This window comes from Paenibacillus abyssi (genome assembly GCF_014640295.1).
GTDB classification, from domain to species: domain Bacteria; phylum Bacillota; class Bacilli; order Paenibacillales; family Paenibacillaceae; genus Paenibacillus_D; species Paenibacillus_D abyssi.
In genome coordinates, this window is record NZ_BMGR01000020.1 from 1 (window position 1) to 23,913 (window position 23,913).

The window sequence follows — 23,913 nt, forward strand, 5'->3', positions numbered from 1 at the left end:
TCTCTCAATGTATTTGAGGGACGGTACCTTCTTTGTTTAAAGGACTTTTTCAGTGGCCTCATTCTTACTGAGGGGGTGTATCTTTCTACATCAAAGGGACTTTTCAGTGGCCTCGATTGCTCCGGGGCGTTGCCGGATTACCGGCTTGTGTACCATTCTGTCAAAATCTCGCCTGCCCGCTTGCCGTAAATATCGAACCCGCGGTTCGTCTTCGCCTCCGACAGCGGGTACAGGTTCACGCTCCAGTCCCACCAGAAGAAACCGCCGAACCACGGCTGATCCCAGAATACCTTGAGGACAGAACTGTAGAAGTTGGCCTGCTCCTCTTCGTCGTACGGCAGACCGCGGTGCATATAATCCCAGGGCATCGTCGCGCAGCCGTGCGCGCTTCTGCAGCCAATTTCCATGAATACGACCGGCTTGTTGAACTTTCTGTGCAGCCGTTCCATTTTCTCGCGGACCGGCAGCCACTTGGCGATCATGTTCTCCTCGGTGTCGCCCGGCACGCTGCCGACCGGATAATACGCGCTCGTACCGATGACGTCCACCTGGTCGAACCACGCGACGCCTTCTTCTTTACCATGGTTGGCGTTATAGATCAGTGGGCCCGAATAAACTTCTCTCACGCGCGCAATCGTATTCGTCCACCTGGCCGTCTGCGACTCGGTCTTGAGCATCTCGCAGCCGACACAGAACATTTCGCAGCCTAATTCTTCGGCCAGCTCGGCATAATGAACGAGAAAGTTCGTATAAGATTCAAACCAGCGGTCCCAGTAGGAGGGGCCGCCGCTTTCCTCCTCCGGAAATCCGATATGCGCCCGCCAGATGCCGTCGTGTGAATTGACCACGGGCTTGAGGCAGATTTTCAGCCCATTTTGTCTCGCTTCGCGCACAGCGGCCTCGATGTCGCGGTCCGTTACGGTATAGCCGTAGTCGAACGGAATCTGCGTCGAATGCACCGTCTCCTGCCAGGTCCAGAACGACAGCGCGATCCATTCGCTTCCGGTTTCCTTCAGCCTGCGCATGGAGTCCGCCGCGGCTTCCGTTCGATAGTCGCCGCGCTTCGAGCCCCAGCCCCATGTCATACCCCTGATGAACAATCTTTCCATGCCGTCCCTCATTTCGGTTTGATCCTGCTGCCGCTTTCGATTTTGGAGCGATTCGATTATACCACGCTATCCTGACGCCCGAGCGCCCTGCGGATGCTGAGCTCCAGCGGAGAGTAATCCGCTTCGTTCTCCCTGTTGAGGTTGAGCCGCTCCTTCACCGGCGTCGTGCGGTTGCACATAAACCGGGGAACGCCGATCAGGTTCTGGGAGGACGAATGGTACAGGAACGGATGGCAGAGAATCGCATCGCCGGGTCCGCCTGTCGTCTCTAGCACGCGCAGCGTGAAGCCGTCGGCATCGGTGTAGTCATTGTTCATGAACTTGTCGAGTCGCTCCGTAGCGATTTCTTCGGTCGACTTTCCGTCCGAACGCCCGGTAGACTGCGCTTCCTGGTCGGCATAGATATCGCCGCCCTCCTTGTTCGCCCTCTGATCCGCGCCGGTCAGCTCGCGCAGATACGGATGCTCGCGGTTCAGCAGACGGATTGCCTCCCCCAGCTCCAACCCCTCCGGATGGCCTTCCAGGAACCGGGCTACAACCTTGTGCGAGCCTTCCACGATAAACGTGCCGCCGCCCTGATGCGCGATGTCGGAGAACAGGCACAGGCACAGCAGTCCCTGCTCCGGGCTGTCGATGTAATGCTTGAAGTGGATGCCGTCCCAATGCCAGCCGTTCACCGGAACCGTCCACGGCTGGTCGGCGTCCAAGAAGAAGTTGACGGGCCACCAGCCGAATCCGCTCAGCTGCTTAGTCTCACCGTATACAGTGCGGTTCGCCCAGCGGCCGTGTCCGATCAAATCTTCAATGGCGTCGCCGAGCCGAGCGCTATTGCAGCGCTCGAAGTCCGGCGTCAGGAACGTTTCGTTGATCCGAACCATCGGCTGCGTCCACGTTGCTTTGTCGTCCCGGCGTACGCTGCTGCGCTTTTCAACCTCGGTCCACAGATAATCCTGAGCCGCCAATGCGTCTTCCCGGGCGTATGCCCCTTCGAGCTTCACCCAGCCTTTCTCGATGAAATGCTCGACCTGCTCTTCCGTCAGCACTTTGTAAGTCATGGTCCGTTTCCTCCTGTTATTCGTAATAGGTAGCGGTGAAAAAGATTATTCTATGAGACGCTGGGCAAAAAGGTTCACCATACTTTCCGCAACACCAGCTAACAGTCCCAAGAGCGCGTGGCGGAGCGGCTATTCAACTTGACGTTACGTCTTGTCCGGCAGAGGATAGACGGTAAGATCCGGCAATTCGTCAAGTGTCACCGTAAGCGGATGCCCGTAAAACTTGAGCAGCATTTCCCGCTCCGTGTATTGCTCGCCGACGACCCATTCACCGTCTGCGTCTCTCAAACATACGAAGTCGCCGTACCATGTGCAGTTCCACGCCCAGGGCGCGCCATCGCCGACCATCTTGTCAGGGTCCGGCAGCGGTCCGTTCTCCGACAGGGCAATAATTTTATTCGCCGCCGTATAGTCCAGAGCTTGGCGAAACCGGTCGACATTAGAAACGTACGTCCGCTCCGGCGGGTAGATGTCCTCTCCGATAATGTCGACATATTCGTCTCCCGGATACCAATCTTTATGCTGACCGTTCCATACCCAGACCAGGTTGTTAAGCCCGTGCAGATTCGTCAGCCTCTCGTACATGGTGATCCACAGCTTGACACAAGGCTCAGGCCCCTGAGCGCCCCACCAAAACCAGCCGCCGGACGCTTCGTGCAGCGGCCGCCACAACACGGGAATCCCCTCGTCCTGCAGGCGCCCCAAATTGACGGCAATCGCGTCGATATCGCGCATCAGAAGTATATAGTCTTCGGATGACTCGTCGTTCATGGCTTTGGCGATATCGAACGTCGTTGCCGTCGTATAGAAGCCCCGGTGCCATCCATTGTCCGGCTCTTCATCAATCAAATCTTTCGGCGGGTTCCAGTGCCAGCAGAACGTGACGATCCCGCCGCGTTTCCACCATTCGATCGCAAGCGGCGTGTCGGTTGGGACAGCGCCGCGTTCGACGCGGGACGGCGAATCGTTCATGAAGTCGAAGCCGCCGACTGCCGGGTATTTCCCGGTTTCCCGAAAAATAACATCCATCTCGGGCGTCGAGACGACGCCGTATTGCTGTCCGGTCAGCGTCCGTTTTCCGTAAATGCTGCACAAATAGGCCATCAGCCGTTTTGCGTTGTCGCTTGCCGCCGGATTGACAAGCTTCGGCTCGACCGTTAATCTCCCTTGCAAATGCTTCTTCATTTCATACGCTTCCTTCCCTTATATGCTTGAAAATAAAGCGGTTCTCGTAGAGCCGCGCTGCGCTTCGAACCGCTTCTTCTTCCGGTTTATTCCGGCCGGTCAGCCGACGACGCCGGTGCGCTCGACGCTTTCGACGAAATAACGCTGAACGAACAGATACAAGATGATGAGCGGCGCAATGGCCAGCAGAATTCCGGTATCGACGATCATCGATACATGGTTCGGATCCGCACGCGCCTCGGTTCCCTCGATGCCGAGCAGGCGGGGAAGAAACTGATTGACGTCGGCCGGGAACGACGCGATCTTAACCGCCATCAAGTTACTATCGCTCATGAACAGCGACGTATAGAACGTGTCGTTATACTGCCAGACGAAAGAGAACAGCACAACCGTGATGATCGGCGGAACCGCGTTCGGCAGCATGATGGTGAAGAACGTGCGCAAGCCGCCCGCACCGTCGATGAGTGCCGATTCTTCGATCTCCTTAGGCAGTCCTCTGAAGAACTGCCGGAAGATATAAATGTACAGGCCTGATTTCAACCCGATGGCGAATGCCGAAGTGATGAGAGAAGGCCAATACGTGTTCAGCAAATTGATGCCTTCCCTACCTGTAAAAAGCTTTACAAAACCGAGCACATCAAATGCCCGGAAATGGAGGTACATAGGTACCATGAGCGTGCTGGACGGAATCAGAATGGTCATTATGACGAGCGCAAACAGAATATTGCTGCCTGGAAAAGTAAACCGAGCGAATCCGTAACCCGCGAGGGCACAAGACGCAGCGGCCAGAACAGTCGTCGACAGGACGAACAGCAGCGTGTTCTGAAGCAGGGGCCAGTAGTCCAGAATGCCCATCGCCAGCTTAATGTTCTCCATCGTATAGTGAACGGGAACCATATAAATCGTAGGGTCGTAAATATCGATCGGAGCTTTGAAGGCGACCGATATTTGTTTCAGGATCGGAAGCAGAATGACAAACGAGATGCCGAGAATCAGGATGTAGCGGAAAATCGACCACAACAGCTCGACGCTCTTGTTTCGAGCACGCTGGTACCGAAGCAGGACGGCTTCGTTTTCGCTTATTTTGGCGGACATTGCCAACCCCCCTCTAGGTACGTCAGTTATAGTAGAACACCCTTCTGGAAATAATGACGCCGACCACGACCAGAATGATACTGACGATGATCGTATACATCCATGCCATCGCCGCGCTAAGCCCAAAATTTTGGGACGTGAACGCTGTTTCATAAATGTACTGCGTCACTTGGCTGTCAGCGAACGAATCGATGATCGTATAGATTACGTTAGTCAAAATAAGCGGACTGACCATAGGGAACGTAATTTTCCAGAACGACTCATACGCGGTTGCGCCTTCCATCTTCGCGACCTCGTACATCGTCGAAGGAACCGATTGCAGTGCGGCCAGGAAAATCAGGATCTGGACGCCCGAGCTGCGGATAATCTCATAGATCCGGTTAACGGCCGTTACGATGTAGTCGATAAACCAGAGCGGGATGCCGCCGTTGTCGAGAATGGCCGCGAGAATCATCGGATCGAAGCCGTTCTGCTGTTCGCCAAGCTCCTGCGCAATCTGGGAGCTTCCGGTCAGCTGAATCAAGCCTGCGGACTGCGCCGCCGCAATTGCACCTGACGCGAGAATAACCGGCAGGAAGAAGATCGCGCGCGCCAGCGGCCGTCCCTTGAACTTCGAATTCAAGAGCGTAGCCGCGAACAGGCTGAAAAACAGGATCATCGGCACGTTGTATGCCATTTCGGAAACGGATTGCGTCAAGATCCGGTTAAAGTTCGGATCGACCCGCAGCGCATTATTGTAGTTATCGAGACCGGTAAAGTTCAGCTCATACCCATTAGGAGCCACTTTCAGTTCACTGAAGCTGAATTGCATGGACTGAACGAACGGCGTCACGAACAGGAAGAGGAATCCGAGCAGCCACGGCAGGATGAAGAAAATCCCGAGAAATGCCCGCTTCTGTGTCAATGTCAGACTTCTCTTGATCAATTGCCATCACCGCCTACCGAGAAGTATTTCGCTTCGACCGCCATGCCGTTCACCGTCACCGGCTTGTCGGTATAGTTGACGTATACCGAGACACCGTTGCCATAGCGCACCTCGACGACACCTTCCTGATGTGCGATATGATCGACGATCGGCTGAGAACGCAAGCCGCCCAGCGCCTCGTTCGCCTTGGCGTACATGTCCGCGGCGGCGTCGATCCAATTCGTGTACTCCGTCGAGAAGAAAATGTCGAACGCCGTAAACTTCAACTCCGAAGACGATTCGTGCGACCACAAGAAGTGCGGCGCCGCGCCATACTCGATCCAACGAAGCAGATGGTACTGCAAATCCTGCTCATCGTTCAAGTTGACTGGCGGGCCCGCATAGTCGATGTAGCCGTGAACGACCATTTGGTAGAACGGAACGGTATCATCGACAATATTGAAACCGCTGCCTTCCATCGGTACGTTAATCAGCTGGTCGGCATACGGAAGTGCATAAGCGTTTCCGCCGGTTACCATCAGGTTCGGAAATTTCCCCTCCAGCTTGCCGAGCTGTTCCGTAACGATATTTTTCGCCGTCTCGCGGAAGACGACCCGGTTGGCGCGATAATCGGCATGGAGCAAATCTCCGAGGTCGCGGAGCGAGACGGAATCGATCTTGTAGTCGTCGTAGCCGGCAATGAACTGATTGACGAAGTACGGAAGCTTGGCCGGCGACAGCAGCCAGTAGGTGCCGAGATCGTAATCCATCGTATTGAACGCCCGGTTGTACGGTGTCCGCGCGGCTTGCTCACGGGTAATGAACCGGGCCGCGTCGGAGGCGGGCTTAAACGCGAAGCTGTCGCGCAGCACATGCTGGAACGCTGCGTCCGGATACAGCTTGCCGCCGGACTCTTCCAGCTTCTCGGCCAGCGCGTGTAGCTCCGTCTTGCTTCCAAGCTTCCCTTCGATATCTACGCTGGCAGGGAGGGAATGCTTCATGCCGCCGTTAAACCAGCCGAGATAACGCATCTGCACGTTCGAAATCCCTTTTTCGTCCAGCACATCCGCGATTTCGCCGGCTTGTTCGATCGTCGTCATCGGCACGAGCCCTTTGTAGGGCACACCCAGGAACGATTTGCGCTTGTCGACCGCACCGAGCACGTCCACGTAGAACGGAAGGCCGCCTTCGGCTTCGACCGGAGTCAGCTGGCCGTCCGCCGCAAGCCGCTCGCGGTACTTCCTGGCCATACCTGCATACGTGGCATCCGAACCGGACAGAAAGTCGTACCGGAGCTGAATATCGCCGGTATAGCGCGCTTCGGACAAGAGCTGAATTTCATCGACCTCGTTGCCTTTATACAGCTCCAGCTCGTCCTCGCCGCGAAGCGCGAAGCTCGCATAGATATTGTTGTACGAATTTTGCCGTCCGCCGATGTCGGCTGTAATGTTTGCGATCGATTCGCCTTTCTCGATTTGCGCGAACCATGCGTTGTCGCCGGATTTCAAGCCGAATACCGGTAGACGGGCATTCTCCGAAACTTGACCGCGCCGGCCGCTATTATCGTTATAATCGTCGCCGTATACACGCTGCGCGTAAACTTCGGCATTCGACTTCCCGTTGTTCAAATGGATCAAACCGCCCGATCCGTCGGGCACCAGCATGTAGCCCTGCTCGTCAAGGCCAGCCGCTCCGAAGAAGTTCAGCAGCTCGAGGTTCCTTATTCTGTAGCCTTCGCTTTCCGCCATCTGCCCTGCCGGCACGTTCACGACGAAGCTGTCGCCGTCGAGACGGTATTCGATGACGACCCTGAAATTCGGTTTTTCTGCGGCTCCGGCGCCGATGCCGTTTTCCTCATTGTCGAACGCGAGATCTTCATCGGTGTAGCCTGCTTTGGCGAAGACGTCCAGCACACGCTGAAGCACGAGCGCACGCGAGACCGCCGTGTCCAGGCGCTCCAGCACGTCGGGATTCGTATCCGACGGAAGATACGCCCTGTTAATCGTCACCTTAGCTTGGTCGTCCAGCTTGCTTAACACCTTCTCTTCCATCCGCTGCTTGCTGATGAACTTCGGCAGCGCGTCGATGCCGAGCGACATGTCGCCGATCGTGTAGGTAAGGCGAAGGCCGTTCTCGATTATCTCGGCCTTAAACTGTTTGTTCAGGATCGAATGCGCATAGTTGGTGAACGTACCGAGCGTCCCGATGCGATCGCGGTAGTTGACCGTTACCTGAGAGGACAGCAGCTCCTTTTCAAAAGGGGAAGCTTTCATGTCCTCGTTCCGCGTCTCCGGATTCGTCCGCCATACTTTCCCGCTCTTTTTGTCCACGACGGCAATTTCGGTTGTTTCTTCATGAAAATACATGGCCAAGGCATCCGTCTCGGCGGCAAGCTTCATGCCCGGAACAGCGCTTCCGGACAAAAACTTGGCTTCAGAGCCGGCGGCCGGCTCCGGCGTCGACACGACATAGGTGGAAATGCTGACGGCCGGGGCTCCTTTGGTCAGGATGACGTAGAGCAGTACGCCGATACCGGCCACCGCGACACAAGCCAGCACCGCATAAAGTTTGTTTCTTCTGTTCACTGGTGCGGCCCTCCTTTACGTACGGAATATTAGTTCGCGGTAGATATCATAGATGAAGTACCAAATCTGAGCCCCCAGGCTAATGGCCAGCGTGCCCAGAAATACGAAGATCCCCATGGCGATGACGGTCAGGATCATCGTGATGACCGTCTTCGAAGCCGTATATTGATGTACCGTCATAATGCCGACAAACAGCAAATAAATGAACCAGATGCCGGCAAAGCTGTTCATCATATAATAGAAGGCCGTTTCCTCCGACACCATGATCCGGCTGATGAACGTCATCGGCAGGTTGAGCAGAATAAGCGGCAGCAAGGCATAGCCTGTCGCCATCACAATTTCCTTAAATTTTCCTTCACCTTCCATCAAGGTTGTAATCGACCAGTTCGCAACGCAGAACAGGAAGAAGGGCAGCAGCGTGTATATGATATCGTTCAGGCTGTTCAGGTCGCGCGGATCATAAAAGTTGACGAGGAAGCCTGAAAACTGCTTCTGGAGAATCAACGTTAGGATCAGCAGCGCGAGAATCGTCAATACGACCCTGACCTTCCCCTTCCGCTCGTATTTCATATCCCAGAACCCGTCGAACGGGTGGAAGATGACATGGAGAGGAAACTTAACAAAATCACGCTTCACGTCTATCACTCCTTCTCACCCTGACTTTCCTCGCGATCCGATAGGCAACGAAGGCGGCGATAAGCACCATCAAGGTCGTCATAAAATTACCGAACTGCTCCTGCATGACTTCGCGGCGGTATCTTTTGAAGGCCGTCGAATAATATTTACGGTGCATGCCGAGTTTGAAATACGCCATCGCTTCCTTGTTCTTTTTCTCCATGAGCAGCGACCGGCCTATACCGAGATAAGCGATATCGAAGTTCGAGTTCAAGCGGAGCACATCTCTCCATATATCGACCGAACGGTCGGTATTTCCGTTGTAATGCTCGATGGTCGCTTCGGTGACGAGTTTTCCGAATTGCGTGGGCTTAAAGACGACGATATTGTTCTTGCCCCGGTCAAGCACAACGAGCTTATCGCCGGCCCGTTCGACCGCTACCGGCGTATTGAAGACACCGAGCTGCGTCCCCCGTCCGCCGAAGGCGTACAGCAGCTCGCCTTCATCGTTGTACGTGAACAGCCGGGCGCGCAGGGAATCGAGCGCGACATACATGCCGTCGCCGAGCACCTTGATGTCAACCAGTTTGGACGGACCCGAGTTGTTCCCGAGTCTCCGGTAGCGGATATCCCCCCTTGGCGGATAATAGCCGAATCGTTTCAGGACATCCTGTCCGGACGGGTTGAGCCGCTTGATCGTTTCGGTCGAGTTGATATCGACGGTCGTTGCATAGACAAATCCTTTGCTGTCGATATCGACACTCGCAAATTCCGTCGGAATGAACAGCTGCATCTGCGCTTTCTGCGCGTCTGTCGCCAGCGTCCGCCAGAGCCGGTCGGCCGGGTTCGTCGACACTTTGATCGTGCCCACATAGCCCAGGAACCGCCCTTTCTCGTCGAACTGCATGATGCCCTCATACATCCCCCGCGCGACGACAAAGATCCGGCCCGCCTTGTCTACGGTTACCTTGAGCGGGACGAATTTGAAGCCTTGCGGCAGAATTTCCGACTGGGGATTATTCACGACCCGGATCAGCTCGCCTTCGTTCGTCAGAACGACGACGCGGCCTTTGTCTGTATCGGCGACGTAGATCTCCTTCTTATCCGATACGAAAATGCCGGACGGGTTCGCGAACTTGTTCTCCGTCCCGTCGATGTCGAAGCTTTCAATCGTCCGAATCACCCGCCATTCGTTGTCGAGAGCGATGATCCGCGCATTCCCGCTGTCCAATATGTAAATGAATCCGTCTTCCGTGACGAAAAGGTCGTTCGGTTGATTGAAGCTGCCCACGCCAAGGCTTTGACCCGAAATGGCTTTCTCAGGGACATACGGCGCCGGCAACGGCACCGAATCTTCATAATAGTTGTAGGTGTATGCCTCATACGGCGTTGCGGCGGAAGCGGCCGGCGACGCTGCGGTCGCGAGCATGGAGACGATCGCCGCCAGCACAAGCGCTTTTTTTAATTTCACGGACGATCCCCCTTAGTCTTTCATGCCGGATGTCGCCATCGTCTCGATAATGCGGCTCTGCGAGAAAATGAACAGCGAAATCGGCACGCTCATCAAGATCAGCGCGACTGCTGCGCCAACGCCGGCACGGGCAATGCCGCCCTGAATGATTTGATTGGACGCATAATGGAGCGTTTTCAATTGCTCGCTGTAGATGAAGCCGTTGCCGTCCGTCCCCCACAGCAGCTGGAACAACAAAATCATCAGTGTGAGCCATGCCGGCTTGACATTGGGCATGACGACCTGCCAGAAAATGCGGTATTCGCTCGCGCCGTCGATTTTCGCCGCTTCCAAGAGCGAATCCGGCAGCTGCTCCATGAATTGCTTCATCAAATAAAGGCCAAGCGGGTACGCGAATGCCGGTACAATGACCGCCCAGTACGTATCGATAAGGCCGATCCACGACATGATCATGTAGTTCGGAATCGACGTTACGGCGCCGGTGAACATGAGCGACAGGACGACCGTCTGGAACAAAGTCGCTTTACCGGGAAACACATGCTTCGCAAGCGGATAGGCCGCCGCCGATGCCAGAATGACGTGTCCGATCACGCCCATCCCGGTAATGAAGAACGTATTGAAAATATAACGCGAGAACGGCACCCACGATTGGCCAAGCAGCGTCATGAGATCGACGAAGTTTGTGAACGTAGGGTTACGCACGAACAGGGTCGGCGGAAACAGGAAAATTTCGTCGAGCGGCTTGAACGCCGCGTTGATCGCGTAGACGAGCGGCAGCGCCATGAATGCGCCGACGACCGCCAGCAGCACAAACAGCGAGAAACTTCCCATGAAAGACCGGTTGACGCGCTTTTTTCGCATCGAAAGGATGTAATTCATGCGATTATTCCCCCACCTTCCTGAGCAGTCGTTGGATCACCAGGTTCGTGCCGAGCATGATAATGAACAGCACGGTCGCGATCGCCGAAGCATAGCCCATCTCGAAGCGGATCGTGCCGAAGTCGATCAGGTGGGTAACGACCGTTTGCGCGGCGTAGTTGACGCTCGGGAATCCGGCGAGGTTAATCGAGACGTCCGCGACGGCGAGCGACGTCGTTATCTGGATGACGGCGCCGAACATCAGCTGCGGCCTCATTGACGGCAGCGTAATGAACCAGAGCTCCTGCCAGCGGTTCTTGATGCCGTCCACCGCGCCGGCTTCATACAGCGTCCTGTCGACCGTCTGCAGACCGGCAATGAATGCCAGGAAGCCGGTGCCCAGAGACAGCCAGAGCTGTACGAGAATGATAATGCCAAGAATATATGCCTCGGTCTTGAGCCACTGAATCGGCTCCAGGATGACGCCGAGCTTGATGAGCAGGCCGTTGGCGATACCGTAACGGTCGCCGGAAAAAATCATCTGCCAGATGAAATATACATTGCCGGATATGGATGGCGCATAAAAGACAAGCGTCATCATTGCGCGCAGCTTCGGTCCGAGCTCATTGATGATCCACGCGAAGATGAAGCAGGCAATGTAACTGACTGGGCCGGTAATCGCGGCGAACAAAAGGGTGTTCTTGATTGCGGTCAAGAACACGTCGTCTTCCAGAAACAGCCTCGAATAGTTCTGCCAGCCGATGAAACGCGGAAACTCGAGCAGGTTAAAATAAGTCAAGCTGATGATAATGGACATAATGACGGGCAAAATCGTAAAGGCCGCGAACAAAAGCATATACGGCGCCATCAGGATGTATGAATGTTTATTGTTTCTGATCTCCCGCTTCTGGACGGCCCACCATGTATGGGAACGTGCCGGTTTGCCGGATCCGGCCGGCTTCTGCTTTGAACGCTCAATCGTGATATTGGACACGGTAGTCTCCCCTTTATTCCGGCAGGCCGAATTCTTTGCGTTTGGCTTTGATTTCTTCGTGAATGTACTGCACGTAGTCGACGATCGCTTCGCGCGGTTCCGTCTGCGCGTTGACCACGGTTTTATAGAATGCATTGAGCAGGTGGCGTCCGGTAAAATACCCGCCCGGAACCTCCGGAATACCCTTTACATATTCGAACTGCGCCTTCAGGTTTTCGTACTCGGTAACCGGCCACGGCAAGCTGTCGAGAGACTCGATGTTGGCGGTCGGGTAGCGGGCCGATGCGCCGAGCAGACCTTCCATTTCGCGGCCGAATTGTGTCTGCGTCTCAGCGGATGTCCACCATTTCATAAATTCCCACGCGGCATCCTTGTCGGCAGCGCCCTTCAGCATGATCGTACTGCTGCCCGCGCTTGGAACGGACCGGTCGATGGTACCGTCTTCTTTCGGTGTGCCGGGTACCGGCAAGAAGCCCCACATGCCGCGAATTTCCGGTGCGAAGACGGTGAGCAGGTTATAAGTCGTATAATCGGCGATGCCGATCGGCATTTGGCCGGTACGGAACCGGTTTGCGAAGTCGAACTCGCGTTCCAGCTTGTAATCTGTGTAGAGCTCCGTCCACGTCTTGAACGTCTCGATGCCGGTACGGGAATCGAGATCCGATTCCTTCCCGTCGTTGCGGTAGAATTGACCACCGTTCTGCATAAGCAAGGAGGCGTAGATCGAGTTCGGCGGCAAGTTCTCTCCCGGATACGTCGGGTTCAGGACGAGCGGCAGGCCGAACTCCATATGATTCTTATTCAAGATGGCAAGCAGATTCGCAACTTCATCCCACGTTTGTGGAATCTTCAGCCCCAGTTCGTTCAAGACGTCTTTACGGTAAAAGAGCATATTGAACGTCTGTGTCTCCGGCAGAGCGTAGACGCCTTTCTCGTACGTGTACGGCACGAGCGCGCTCGGACGGAAACGTTCGGCGACATCTTCAAAGTCGTCAAACTGCGTTAAATCCGCTGCCGCATTCCGCATCGCATAATTGACCGGGATGTCGTTGCCGATTTGCATCGCAACGTCGGGTCCTTGCCCGGCCAGCGTCGCCGGCAGCAGCGTCTGCATTTGCACGAGCTTCAGATTGACGTTAATGCCCGTCTCAGGCGTGAACGTCTCGTCGATCATCGCCTTCAGCGTATTCGCCTGATCGCGGCCGGAGCCGATCCAGACCGTGACGGAGCGCCGATCGTCTCCCTCGGCAACGTTGCCGATCGTATTATAGTCGATGAAGAAGGAGTAACCGAACGTGACGATTTCGTGCTTCAACTCCGAAAAGAATCCGAGGCCCGAACGGGGAAATTTCTTCTCCGGCGAAGCGACGTAGATCTCGTCGATCTCGAGCGGCATTTCGCGAGTCCGCAGCAGCCAGGTGCCAAGACCGCCCGTATTGGTCTTATAGGAGACAAGACGGCGCGGAATGGTATCCGGCTCGTCGATCATTTCGTCGAGCTGCACATACATCGTCTTCAGCAGCGCTTCGGAGTCGCTGCTTCCGCCCGACAGACGGCGAAGCTCCTGGCTGACGAGCTTGAGCCGGTCGCTCTCCGCTTTGAACGTATCGAGCAGATCCGGAATCCGCACATGCACACGGTAGTCGCGGTACTGGTCCGGCGCCGTGCCGGTAATCATCAATATTTTGCGGTATACGCTGTTCAGATTGAACAAGCTCTCTTCGATGGCGCGAATAAGCGGCGCGAATTCACCAAGGTTGTTCTCAAGGCGGATGACGTTCCTGCCTTCGTTCAGCCGGAACAGGTACGGTTCGGCGCCGCCAGGCACATCGACACGGTAGCCGCTCTTAAACCGAAATGGCACACGTTCCGCTTCGCTGAACGGAATAACGCCATTAATAAGCAATCTGCGCGTCGAATAGATGCCCCTCACGAAATTTTGCTGCGATTTGAACCCCAGCTTGTAAAGTCCGGTTTCCGGAACCTCTACCTCCCATTCCATCCATTGACCCGGGATTCGCCAGTTGTAGCCGCCGATCGTATTGACCCGAACCTCGGACGGACTGTAAGGGGTAACCGCAGGGCTGGATCGTTCCGTTTGCGGATAAAGGGTCGGCGATGACTTCGCGACGGCGTCTTCCCCCTGGATCGTCAGCAATACGCCGGTTGGAGCCTGAGTACCTTCCTGCTGGTAGCCATTCAGCGTTTCTTCATAGGAAGCCGGTTCCTTGTGCTGAAACAGCTTCAAATGACGGATCACCATCGGCTCTCGCTGCGAGAGCAGTGACAGCTTATGGGTGCCGGCTGTCAGATAGAACAGGAATGGCTGCTCGAAATAACCTTCGTAATCCTTAAACAGCGTCTCGCGCCATTCAGGCTTCTCGATTTGCTGCGGCCGCAGATCGTTGCCTCGATTGTCCTGCCGCACTTCATCAAGCTCATTGTCCCAGATGCGGTCGAACTGCAGGTACGCCGCCTCTTCGAACGGCACTTCACCGTCGATGAGGAACGACCGCTCGATACTCGAGCTCTTGCCTTCGATGGGATAATAGAATATCGAGATATGATACAATCCCGTCTCCGGCACCTCCACCGTCCAATCAGCCTGCCCCCTCTCGCCGGTCTTCAGCGAGGCGCCGCTTTGTCCTTCGAAATTGTCAAGCTTCTCGAAGCCGTCGCCTTCAATTGCGTCGTAGTCGGCAGCCATGATGACGACTTCGCGATTCGGCCGGACAGCGCTTTCATATTCCGCCGAGTAAGCCGCGTAACTCCCCTTGTCTTGGATCATGGAGAAAAGCTCATCTTCCGCGGACAACTGCACGGTTGCAGTATCGGCTGTATCGTTCGGGCTTTCTGCTGAAATCCAAGGTCCGGAAGTCAATACGCTGAGCGCTAAGACGGTGCTCATCGCCGTCAACGCCATTTTTTTGAGCCGTGGAATCCCTTTCAAAATTAACCCCCCTCAAAAGCTAAGCGACGGATGTCTTCGCGTCACGCATTTGACCGCCTGCTGGAATCAAATACACACCGGGTCTCCTTTTACAATGCATCAAGATGCATCACCAAACCAAACAATAATTAATATATAAACAAAATATGTTAGTCTTTTGTTATTTTATGTTGAAATTATTCCCCGTAATTTAACCGAATTTTGTCAAGTGTCGATCAGAAGTTGTAGACTAGTGTAGATTTTTGGCAGGAATGCTCTTTAATACGATCAGAGAAGATTAGGTCTGTTTGTCAGCAATGCCCAAAAAGAAGGGGTGCGCCGATTTGAGCTGCACACCCCCTCCCCATTATAACCGCATACTGCGTGAACGGTTCTTTTATTGTACCTTGGCGAGCGCAGCCTCAGCGGCTGCCTTGTGCTTCTCAATCGTGGCCGATACCGATTGGTTCTGGATGATGACCTCATCCATGACCGCAAACAGCGGGAAGTCCGGGATTCCCTCTTCGACCGAAAGGCGGCCGGTGCCGTTAATCTTGCTTAGACCGAGGTCGATGTCAGCCTGGTTCTTGAAGCGGGATTCCAGCCAATCTTGACCGAGGTACTCTTCCGTCGGCGGCACGTCGAAGCTTTGCTCCCAGATCGAGTAAATCGTTTTTGCGTCCTGGACGCCTTTCAACATGAACCAGCCATTTAGTCCCGTATTTGCATATGTATACTTACCGTCGCTGTTCGGACCGACCGGGTTCGGCACGACGCCGACTTCAAACGTCAGGTCGCCCACGTTCCAATCATAGTTGACCGACATGAGGACGTCGCCGTCTTTGAACGTGTTCGTCTCATTCCAGTCCATCTTGTTGCCCGACTTGACTTTGACGACGTTTTCCACGTTATAGAGACGGTTGATGAAATCCAGCGTTTCGGCAAATTTCGGATCCGTCATGCCCATCGTCAAATCTTCGTACACGAACATCGCGTTGTTCGTTACGCCAAAGTGGCGGGCGGCATCGACCGGCCAGCCGGCGTAGCCGAACGTGTCCACTTTGCCGTCGTTATCCGTATCGCGCGTCGCGGCTTTCGCGAGCTCCAGGAATTTTTCCCAGGTCCACTGACCGGCGTTGTACAGCTCCTGCGGGTCCTGCACCCCAAGCTTCTTCACGAGATCGCGGTTGTAATAGGTGCCGACAATCGATACGCCGGGCGTGCCGAATGAGTACTCCGTGCCTCCGATCGCAGGCAGCCTGGTCATCAGCTTCTGCTCGTTGTTGATATCGTCCGTGTCCGACGTGAATTCACTGATCGGAAGGATGAGGCCTTGCTTCGCGAGAGGAATCGCGCGCTTGAGCTCCATGATCGCGATGTCCGCGAAGGGCTCGCCCGCAAGCGTCGAAGTCGTTACTTTGTCCATGTACTCTGCGAATGGAACATTAATAAATTCAAATTTGAAATTGTATTGCTTCTCGAGCTCCGCCAGCTTGTCGAGACGCGCTTTCTCGCCTGCCGTGTTACCCGCCGGCTTCTGGTCCCACCAGGATGCAACTTTAATCGTGCGGCCGCCGAGATCGACTGCCGCAGGCGCAGCTTCCTCAACGGCAGGCGCATTGGCCGCTGCAGCATCATTCGTTGCCGCACTGTCGTTCGCGGCATTCTCGGCAGGCGCATTGGGCGCATTATTGCCGCCGGAGCAAGCCGTCACAACGAGCAGAATGGCGATAAGAAGGAATGAAAGCCCTTTCAACTTTTTCATTGTCAAGCCTCCCAATTTAATATTATTTTGTTTTTTGCCGTGGTACTGCGGCGCAATAGCCCGCTTCGCGATGGCCCCTTCCCCGAAAGTAACCGTTTACAAAAATCACTTTAAAATAACCGCCTCATCACCACCGTAATCTGACGTGTTGATTGATTGCAAAACAATCATAACACCACAACCAATCATCGTCAATTCAAATTTAGCAAAAAACTAAATATTTGTTTGGTTGTTGTTATGTTTTTGTTTGGCGGTTTAATTTCGCAAACCTTGCTGCTTAACGGAGAGAGTTTCCTCTCGTTAACTTATTTCATTTAAGTCAGCGCGGCTTCGCTGGCTGCTTTGTTCTTTTGAACCGTCGCCGTTACGGATTCTGCTCGGACATGAACAAGTGTTTCCAAGATCAAAAAGAACCGATACCGGTTCACCGTGTATCGGTTCTTTTTGGACAGATGGATCCTACACTTGCTTGACGCGCATCAAATCTCCCGATGAATCTCCGCCGCGTAAGCGTACTGATCGCGAATAATAATCTCCCCGTAAATCAGCTTTTTCTCATAGGCCGAGCTGCGGTTCACTATCCGCCACAGCATCTGATCGACGGCACGCATGCCGAGCAGCTCTTTATTGACATCCACCGTGCCGTGGATCGGGTGGGTATCGCATGTATTGTCGAAGCCCGTTACGGCGCAGTCCACCGGTACGGAGATATTCCGCTTGCCCAGCTCGTCGATCAGAAATTGGGCCGAAATGTCGTTGGCGCAGACGAACACTTCCGGCAGCTCCGTCAGGGTCATCTGAGGGACTAGCTTATAGATGTCGTCCGCTTCCTGCCCGATCAGGAGAGGGTCCTGATTCAAGACAATCCCAAAGCTTTCGAGTGTCGTCCGGTAAGCCAGCCATCGTTCGATAAAGCTGTGCGCATCGGTTATATTGCCGATGAACTGGAATTTCCGGTAGCCCTTGCTGACGAGCTTTGTCATCAAATTCTGCATGCATCTGAAATTGTCCATGAAAACCGTATCGCAAAGGAACGCCGGATCCGAATGATCGACCATGACGACGGGGATGTCAAGACGTCCGATTTCAAGTAAAATAGGCGTAGAGATTGTACCGACCGTTATGATCCCTTGGATCGCTTCCGGCTTGAGCAGCGAGAAAACATGGTCGCTGGAAGGTTCCGTCAGCGTCAAGATATCGATGCCCTTCTGATTGAGCCTTGTGGATATGCCGTCGAATACAGCTCCCCAATACACCGATTCCTTGTTCTGGTAACGGATGTTGGGAAACAAGACGACAATCGTTCCCGCCCATTTCCGGTCGTCATGATCCTGCAATTCGCCGGAAAAACGTTTTGGCTCGTTATTCTTAAAATAGCCGAGTTGTCCGGCCACCTTAAATATCATTTCACGCGTCGTCGCACTCACGCCGTCCTTGCCGGCAAGCGCGCGCGATACCGCGAATTTTGATACGCCCGCCAAATCCGCAATCTCCTGAATCGTTACTTTCTCTCTCAAAATAATCATCCTAACTGACGAGTTTTCAATTGCTGCTCCTGCCATTATCATACATGATAGGAGAAATCGTGTCGAACCACCTGATCAAGTCGGGCATGTCCAAGATCATTTGACATTATCCGCCGGCAACAGGACGATTTTGTCATCTTCCAGTCGCAGCAGCACCTTGTCGGCGTTTTTTGCTCCGACTGCTTCCAGATAGTGTTCCGGCACCTGGATCCGTCCCGCGCGGTCCATGACCGCATATTCGACATGCGTGTCGTCCGCTTCGCCGTCTGCGGGGGCCGATTCGGCGGTTGTGTACTCGTCCTGCCGCCGGATCATCTCCGAGGAGGTCCGCCCGTCGCGGATCGCCACGACGCGTTTCACCTGCTTCGCAAGATCAAGATCATGCGTGACGATAACGATCGTCAGACCCAGATCGGCGTTCAGCTTCCGCAGAAGCCCCATCACTTGAGCGGAGGTGCGTGTGTCGAGTGCGCCGGTCGGTTCGTCTGCCAGCAGCAGCTTGGGACGGTTCGCAAGCGAGATCGCGATCGCGACCCTCTGCTGCTCTCCTCCGGAGAGCTGCTCGAGACGGTTGTTGATGCGGTGGCCGAGTCCTACCGCCTCAAGCAATTCGATGGCACGCTCCCGCTTTTTCTTCCGATCGTGCAGGAGCATCGGAATTTCTACGTTTTCCCTTGCCGTCAAATAAGGTATCAGATTTCGGGCTTTGTTCTGCCAGATGAAGCCGACCGTCTCCCGCTTGTAGCGCGTAAGCTCTTTGTCCGTCAGTTTCTGCATATCAATGCCGCCGATCGTAAGCCTTCCTGCGGATGGACGGTCCAGTCCCCCCAGCATATTCAGCAGCGTCGACTTGCCGCTGCCGGAATTGCCGATGATCGCCATCATCTCGCCTTGCTCGACCTGCAGGTTCAGTCCCTGCAGCGCCATGACCTCAATGTCGGCCGTCTTGTAAATTTTCACCAGGTTCTCGCATGTGATCATCGGTTTCAATCCTCCCCCAGCTTGACGGCTTGATAGATGTTCATTTGTTTCAGCAACCAGGCGAGAATAATCAGCGCGGCGGCGAGCATGAGGCACGTTGCGGCCGTGAGCCGGACGATGTCGGCGTTATCCGAGATCACTGCAAACGGCGGTACGATCTTCCCAGGATCGAAAGAGAGCTGATAAAGCGGCACGAAGAGGCGGCTTGCGGCCAATCCCGTTGTGATGCCGATCAGGAAGCCCGCGCCTGTCGTCAGCAGCTGCTCGATGATGAGCATACCAAGCAGCTGGCGGAACGAAATGCCCATCGCCCGGTAAATGCCGAGCTGCAGCATGCGTCCTTGCAGCGACAGGAGCCAGAAGAGCATAAAACCGATAAAGCTGATGACTAATGAAACAATGAAACCGAGGCTCATAACGCCGTTAATCGCCATCCGGAACGGGTCGAGACGGCTCTGCGCTATTTCGCCGATCGTATCCTCGAATTTCTCAAGCGCGATACCCTTCACTTCGATTGCTTCAAGAAGCTTATGACGATCCGCGCCCGGCGCCAGCTTGATCCACGCATCGTACGGCTCCATCGCCAGCTCGCTCTGGATCTTCTCGAGATGGCCGATGATCAGCATCGGACTCCGGTTGTCCGGCGCCTCCGCAACAGATGGCGGATTCGGATTGAATGACGGGAAAAAGTCAATGACGCCATAGACGATGAACCGCGTTGGCCGTATCCCTTCCCAGCCGACGTCCATGACGTCGCCGATCTTCGCGCCATAATAATCGGCCGCCGTTTTCGACAGCAGCACGGCGTGAGCGTCGGGTGCCATCAGGTTCAAATAATCATAGAAGTGATGCGGCAGCAGCCCCTCCTTCATCCAGGCGGCTTCGCCGAAAGCGTCTGTATCGATGCCCATCAGCCGAACCTTACCGCTCTTGTTGCCGAGCCATGCGTCCGATTCATCCTTTACGAACACCTTTGCCGCCCGCTCAACACCGGGAAGCTGCTCGATCAATTCGAACGGCGGCTCCTGATAGTTGATCCGGGACGGACTGGCAATCGGCTGGGACGGGCCGGCCTGACCGGGCACAGGAGGCGGCGGAGCGTCACTGACCCAATGCTGGCGCAGCACGATGTCGCTGCCTCTGTCATACCAGATTTGGTCCTCCATGTTCCCGTTAATCGTGCGGGCGGTGTTCGCATTATAGACGCCTGTGCCGATTGTCAGTACGAGGAACACCATCAGACCGTGGTAAAGACGGTTCCGCCTGCTGACCAGCAGCAGCGTGGAATAATGCTGCGGCGCCCAACGCTTTCGGCCAAGCCGATAAATGAGCGAAACGATGAGCGGGTACACACGGATAAGCAGCAGACTCGCCCCGAGAATAAAGAGCGTTGGCACCGTGTAGAGCAGCGGATCCGCCGACAGCGATTTTCCGTCCAGCCCGAGCTTGACCAGATCGCGCATCCGCTGATTGAATAAGTAATAGCCATAAAACGAGAGGCCGAGCAGAACGATGTCCAGGCCGAACGTCTGCCAGGCCGGACGCCTCCCCTCTCTGGCTTTCGCACGGTTCTGATCGACGATCGAAGCGCGGGTTGCCATGTATACAGGGACTAGGCCGACGATCCAGGAGACAACAGCAGCCCCGGCGGCGTACAGCCAGCTTTCGGCGGAAATCTGCACATCCAGCGCGCCGCGGTCCACGAAACTTAAAAACGTGCTGGTCGAACCAAGCATCCGCGTGAACGCCGCGCCTAGAACAGGGCCGGCAGCGAGCGCGGCCAAAGCGAGCAGTCCGAATTCCATCGCGTAGACGGACAAGATATGAAACCGTGTCGCTCCGCGGCTGCGGAGGACGGCGATCTCGGACTTTTGCCGTTCGATCAGCATACCCGTGACCATATAGAGATAGAAACCGATCAGGATAAAAAGCGGAACGTTGAGCGACCAAAGTAAATTGCGAAGCGTCTGCTCCCGGTCGGCATATGCGGTCATTGCGTCGCTGCCAGGAACCCAGACCGACGAGCTGACGGAGAAATTGTAATTGCCCATCATCTCTGCGGCCATGTTGGCTTTGAGCCCAATCATGAATTCCGCCGTCTTGATGTCAAACGTCGTATAATCAGCAGCCGCTAATGCTCCGATCTTCGAGAATACGAACGGACCTTCGTTCGCGAAGTCGCGCGCGAACAACCCGTCTGGCAGAAACAGCGTGTTGCGCTGGGGTCCCAGGCTTGCGCGGCTCCAATAGACATCGCTCAAATCGTTCTCCGCGATGACGGCGACGGGCTTTACGCGAATGTCTTGCCGTTCCGTCTTCGGGTCGTCGATGATATATTCCTGACCGAGCAGCATCTTTAGTTCAACGAGCGCATTGTCCGTTACCATCACTTCATATACGCCGTTCACCGGCTCCTTCTTGGGGAGGACGCCGTCTACGACGCGCACCTTTCCCTCGAGGCCGGTGCGGGCGGCAAATTTGGCCGAACGGTTCTCCGTCGGGTCGACGCGCGACGGGTCGGCCGGTGTGAGGGCGAAACGAACGGTTTCCATGATCCGTTGGTCGTGCAGAAGCTTCAGGCTGCCGCCTGTGATGTTGGCCGACCAGTATGAAGCAAGCCGGTCCATAATAGCGGCTTGTATTTTCGGATTGTCGTCGCGCATCGTAATGTCGATGGAGACGATGCCCGGGTGACTGCCCGTTTCCGCGTAGCTGCGGTCCATGTCCTGGACCAGCATATAGCGGAGTACGGCGTTTTTATAAATCGGCATGCTGGATGTCAGCGCGATGCAGCAAAGCATGCCCGCGAGCAGGCTGGCAACCAGCCAGCGGTTTCTTGCCAGCTTGCGGAACAACATAATGAGAACAGACATTGGCGGGCTCCCTCGTTTCCTTCCGTAAGCTTATTGAAGAATGATCTTCATGCCTTCTTCGACGCCTTGGACGATCTCATACTCCGTTGCGGTCTCAAGCCCGGTCTCGACGTCGAGCTCCTGGCGGCGTTCACCGTCGAGCACCTGCACGAAGGTCCGCCCGAAATAGGTGCGCACGCCGGCCTTCGGAACGACGATTACGTGATCCCGCCGCGCGGCGACGATTTTGACGTCAGCCATCGCGCCGAGCGCCGCACCCTCAGGCAGGCTGTCCAGTTCGACATACAACGTTCGGGAATATTCCTCACGCAGCCTGTCGTCATCCGTCTGCGGCGCCGACGCGGGCGTTTGCGTTACTTTGCCCGAATACGTCCCGCCTTGGAACGTCACTTCCGCTGCCATGCCGACTTTAATATCGGAAAGCACAGGGTTACTGGTCGTCAGCAACGCAAGCCGCACACCCGACGGATCGGCGACCGCCGCCAGCACGCGGCCGGGTTCCGCCCGGTCGCCGGGCATCAGATCGGTGGAGTAGGAGACGACGCCGTCGGCCTCCGCTTTGAGCACCGAAGTGGCTGCCTTTTCCTTCGTTTTGTCGAACAACAGCTCTGCAAGCTCATAATCCAGCCGCGCAATCTTGATTTGCCCTTCATTGCCGCTCTTGACCGCATCATCCAGCGCCAGCCGCTTCCGTTCGTATTCCAGCTCCCGCTGCAGCAGTTCGACATCGAGGCCTTCATTCTCCAGTGTCACGAGCACATCGCCTTTCTTGACTGCGGTTCCTGCGCGTACGCTGACGGTGTCGATGACGCCGCCTTCCCGGAATTGATAATATTTCACGCTGGTCGGCACGAACGTGCCCGAACCCGCGATCTGTCTCACGATGCTCCCCAGCTTCGCGTCGACCGTCCGCGCTTCGGCTTGCGCCGGCTTGACGAGCGGCGGCTTCAGCGGAGTCTGCTCTTGCGGCAGCAGACTGCAGCCGCCCGATACTGCGGCAATGACGACCAGCATGCCCAGCACATATAAGCGGGGGTTAAGCCTCCTTGATGCTTTCCGATCCAATTTGACCATCCTCCAATGCGTATACGTCGTCAACCAGTTCCATAATGTGCGGGTCGTGCGTCGACATGACAATGGTGATCCCCTCCGTTCGGATAAGCTCGCGGAACACCTGCATGACTTGCTTCCCCATTCTCGAATCCAATTCCGCCGTCGGTTCGTCGGCCAGAATGAGCTTTGGCTTGTGGGCGATCGCTCTAGCGATTGCTGTCCGCTGCTGCTCACCGCCCGAGAGCTCCGAAGGCATATGATGCATTCGACCGGCCAAACCGACGAATGAGAGCGCCTGCTCCGCCAGCTTCTTTCGCTCCGGCGTCGGAATGCCGGCGATGCGAAGGCCGAACTCGACGTTCTCGTATGCCGTCATATAAGGAACGAGAGCGAATGACTGGAATATAAGCCCAATCTCGCTCTTGCGCATCTCATTTTTCTGCTGCTCAGTCATCTCACTGCCGTCCCTGCCGCTGTAAAACACTGTGCCTTCGGTAGGAGAGTCAAGTGCGGCCATAATATTCAGCAGCGTCGTCTTGCCCGATCCGGAGCGTCCCTTCAAGGCGATCAGCCGGCCCTGACCGACGCTTAGCGTTGCACCTCTGAGCGCGTACACTTTGCCGTTTCCCTTGCCGAACACACGAGTTACGCTGCGCGTTTCCAGAAGCGGAAAGCAGGCGTCGTCTGTCCCGTTCACATCTCCTCACTCCCATTCTTCGGCTGCAACGACGGTAACCGCCCATCCGCCGCATTTTCCAATGCTTGCGCTTACATTAATATCATAACAAATTGTTGGCATATCGCAATTAAAAGTTTTATAATTACATAAATTGTTATGATAACATACTGACCACTCACAAACTTTTACTCCATATTTCATCCCTGTCGGCGTGCTAAGTTAAGTATTACGGCAAT

18 protein-coding genes are annotated in these 23,913 nt (G+C 55.3%); 1 reads left to right on the forward strand and 17 read right to left on the reverse strand.

Annotated features, from left to right (window positions below; all coding sequences use genetic code 11):
• Positions 1 to 137: 137 nt before the first annotated feature.
• The 15 genes from IEW11_RS22615 to IEW11_RS22685 form a co-directional block, all read right to left on the reverse strand.
• Positions 138 to 1,121 (reverse strand): glycoside hydrolase family 113, encoded by a 984-nt coding sequence (locus IEW11_RS22615; protein WP_444544005.1) that lies wholly within the window; start codon positions 1,119 to 1,121, stop codon positions 138 to 140.
• A gap of 44 nt (positions 1,122 to 1,165) precedes the next feature.
• Positions 1,166 to 2,164 carry a phytanoyl-CoA dioxygenase family protein gene (locus IEW11_RS22620; RefSeq protein WP_188533362.1) on the reverse strand — a complete coding sequence of 333 codons (999 nt, stop codon included), beginning with the start codon at positions 2,162 to 2,164 and terminating at the stop codon, positions 1,166 to 1,168.
• A 144-nt stretch (positions 2,165 to 2,308) separates the two neighbouring features.
• On the reverse strand, positions 2,309 to 3,349 hold the full coding sequence (locus IEW11_RS22625) for a glycosyl hydrolase (RefSeq protein WP_188533363.1): 1,041 nt from the start codon (positions 3,347 to 3,349) through the stop codon (positions 2,309 to 2,311).
• A 99-nt stretch (positions 3,350 to 3,448) separates the two neighbouring features.
• The gene (locus IEW11_RS22630) at positions 3,449 to 4,444 is read right to left on the reverse strand and encodes a carbohydrate ABC transporter permease (RefSeq protein ID WP_188533364.1); all 996 of its coding nucleotides are present in this window, start codon (positions 4,442 to 4,444) and stop codon (positions 3,449 to 3,451) included.
• Positions 4,445 to 4,466: 22 nt separating this feature from the next.
• Positions 4,467 to 5,366 carry a carbohydrate ABC transporter permease gene (locus IEW11_RS22635; RefSeq protein WP_188533440.1) on the reverse strand — a complete coding sequence of 300 codons (900 nt, stop codon included), beginning with the start codon at positions 5,364 to 5,366 and terminating at the stop codon, positions 4,467 to 4,469.
• Positions 5,366 to 7,813, reverse strand: coding sequence for a DUF5696 domain-containing protein (locus IEW11_RS22640; RefSeq protein WP_229725596.1), 2,448 nt, complete (start codon positions 7,811 to 7,813; stop codon positions 5,366 to 5,368). Before IEW11_RS22640 ends, IEW11_RS22635 begins: the two co-directional genes overlap by 1 nt.
• A gap of 135 nt (positions 7,814 to 7,948) precedes the next feature.
• Positions 7,949 to 8,569, reverse strand: a complete 621-nt coding sequence (locus tag IEW11_RS22645; RefSeq protein WP_188533366.1) for a YIP1 family protein — start codon at positions 8,567 to 8,569, stop codon at positions 7,949 to 7,951.
• Entirely contained in the window at positions 8,559 to 10,019 is a 1,461-nt protein-coding gene (locus tag IEW11_RS22650) for an NHL repeat-containing protein (protein WP_188533367.1), read from the reverse strand. The genes IEW11_RS22645 and IEW11_RS22650 overlap by 11 nt, the downstream gene beginning before the upstream one ends.
• A 12-nt stretch (positions 10,020 to 10,031) precedes the next feature.
• Complete coding sequence (locus tag IEW11_RS22655; protein WP_188533368.1) at positions 10,032 to 10,898, reverse strand: carbohydrate ABC transporter permease; 867 nt, start codon at positions 10,896 to 10,898, stop codon at positions 10,032 to 10,034.
• Between the two features lie 4 nt (positions 10,899 to 10,902).
• On the reverse strand, positions 10,903 to 11,775 hold the full coding sequence (locus IEW11_RS22660; RefSeq protein WP_373289382.1) for a carbohydrate ABC transporter permease: 873 nt from the start codon (positions 11,773 to 11,775) through the stop codon (positions 10,903 to 10,905).
• 109 nt (positions 11,776 to 11,884) lie between these two features.
• Positions 11,885 to 14,794, reverse strand: coding sequence for an extracellular solute-binding protein (locus IEW11_RS22665; RefSeq protein ID WP_188533441.1), 2,910 nt, complete (start codon positions 14,792 to 14,794; stop codon positions 11,885 to 11,887).
• Between the two features lie 403 nt (positions 14,795 to 15,197).
• On the reverse strand, positions 15,198 to 16,565 hold the full coding sequence (locus IEW11_RS22670) for an ABC transporter substrate-binding protein (protein WP_188533370.1): 1,368 nt from the start codon (positions 16,563 to 16,565) through the stop codon (positions 15,198 to 15,200).
• A gap of 479 nt (positions 16,566 to 17,044) precedes the next feature.
• Complete coding sequence (locus IEW11_RS22675) at positions 17,045 to 18,082, reverse strand: LacI family DNA-binding transcriptional regulator (RefSeq protein ID WP_188533371.1); 1,038 nt, start codon at positions 18,080 to 18,082, stop codon at positions 17,045 to 17,047.
• A gap of 105 nt (positions 18,083 to 18,187) precedes the next feature.
• Positions 18,188 to 19,072 (reverse strand): ABC transporter ATP-binding protein, encoded by an 885-nt coding sequence (locus IEW11_RS22680; RefSeq protein WP_188533372.1) that lies wholly within the window; start codon positions 19,070 to 19,072, stop codon positions 18,188 to 18,190.
• Between the two features lie 5 nt (positions 19,073 to 19,077).
• Positions 19,078 to 21,519, reverse strand: a complete 2,442-nt coding sequence (locus IEW11_RS22685) for an ABC transporter permease (protein WP_188533373.1) — start codon at positions 21,517 to 21,519, stop codon at positions 19,078 to 19,080.
• Positions 21,520 to 21,550: 31 nt separating this feature from the next.
• Here IEW11_RS22685 and IEW11_RS22690 point away from each other — a divergent pair, with 31 nt between their 5' ends.
• A complete protein-coding gene (locus tag IEW11_RS22690; RefSeq protein ID WP_188533374.1) occupies positions 21,551 to 21,766 on the forward strand; it encodes a hypothetical protein in 216 nt (71 codons plus the stop codon).
• A 209-nt stretch (positions 21,767 to 21,975) separates the two neighbouring features.
• On the opposite strand, the gene IEW11_RS22695 is transcribed toward IEW11_RS22690, so the two are convergent.
• Positions 21,976 to 23,082 (reverse strand): efflux RND transporter periplasmic adaptor subunit, encoded by a 1,107-nt coding sequence (locus IEW11_RS22695; RefSeq protein ID WP_188533375.1) that lies wholly within the window; start codon positions 23,080 to 23,082, stop codon positions 21,976 to 21,978.
• Positions 22,982 to 23,695, reverse strand: a complete 714-nt coding sequence (locus IEW11_RS22700; RefSeq protein WP_188533376.1) for an ABC transporter ATP-binding protein — start codon at positions 23,693 to 23,695, stop codon at positions 22,982 to 22,984. The genes IEW11_RS22695 and IEW11_RS22700 overlap by 101 nt, the downstream gene beginning before the upstream one ends.
• Positions 23,696 to 23,913: the final 218 nt, after the last annotated feature.

What these genes read in the sequence shown, in the direction of transcription:
- IEW11_RS22665 (WP_188533441.1), bottom strand. Translation starts at nt 14,794, where the DNA reads ATGGCGTTGACGGCGATGAGCACCGTCTTAGCGCTCAGCGTATTGACT.
- IEW11_RS22630 (WP_188533364.1), bottom strand. Translation starts at nt 4,444, where the DNA reads ATGTCCGCCAAAATAAGCGAAAACGAAGCCGTCCTGCTTCGGTACCAG.
- IEW11_RS22680 (WP_188533372.1), bottom strand. Translation starts at nt 19,072, where the DNA reads ATGATCACATGCGAGAACCTGGTGAAAATTTACAAGACGGCCGACATT.
- IEW11_RS22655 (WP_188533368.1), bottom strand. Translation starts at nt 10,898, where the DNA reads ATGAATTACATCCTTTCGATGCGAAAAAAGCGCGTCAACCGGTCTTTC.
- IEW11_RS22670 (WP_188533370.1), bottom strand. Translation starts at nt 16,565, where the DNA reads ATGAAAAAGTTGAAAGGGCTTTCATTCCTTCTTATCGCCATTCTGCTC.
- IEW11_RS22620 (WP_188533362.1), bottom strand. Translation starts at nt 2,164, where the DNA reads ATGACTTACAAAGTGCTGACGGAAGAGCAGGTCGAGCATTTCATCGAG.
- IEW11_RS22615 (WP_444544005.1), bottom strand. Translation starts at nt 1,121, where the DNA reads ATGAGGGACGGCATGGAAAGATTGTTCATCAGGGGTATGACATGGGGC.
- IEW11_RS22625 (WP_188533363.1), bottom strand. Translation starts at nt 3,349, where the DNA reads ATGAAGAAGCATTTGCAAGGGAGATTAACGGTCGAGCCGAAGCTTGTC.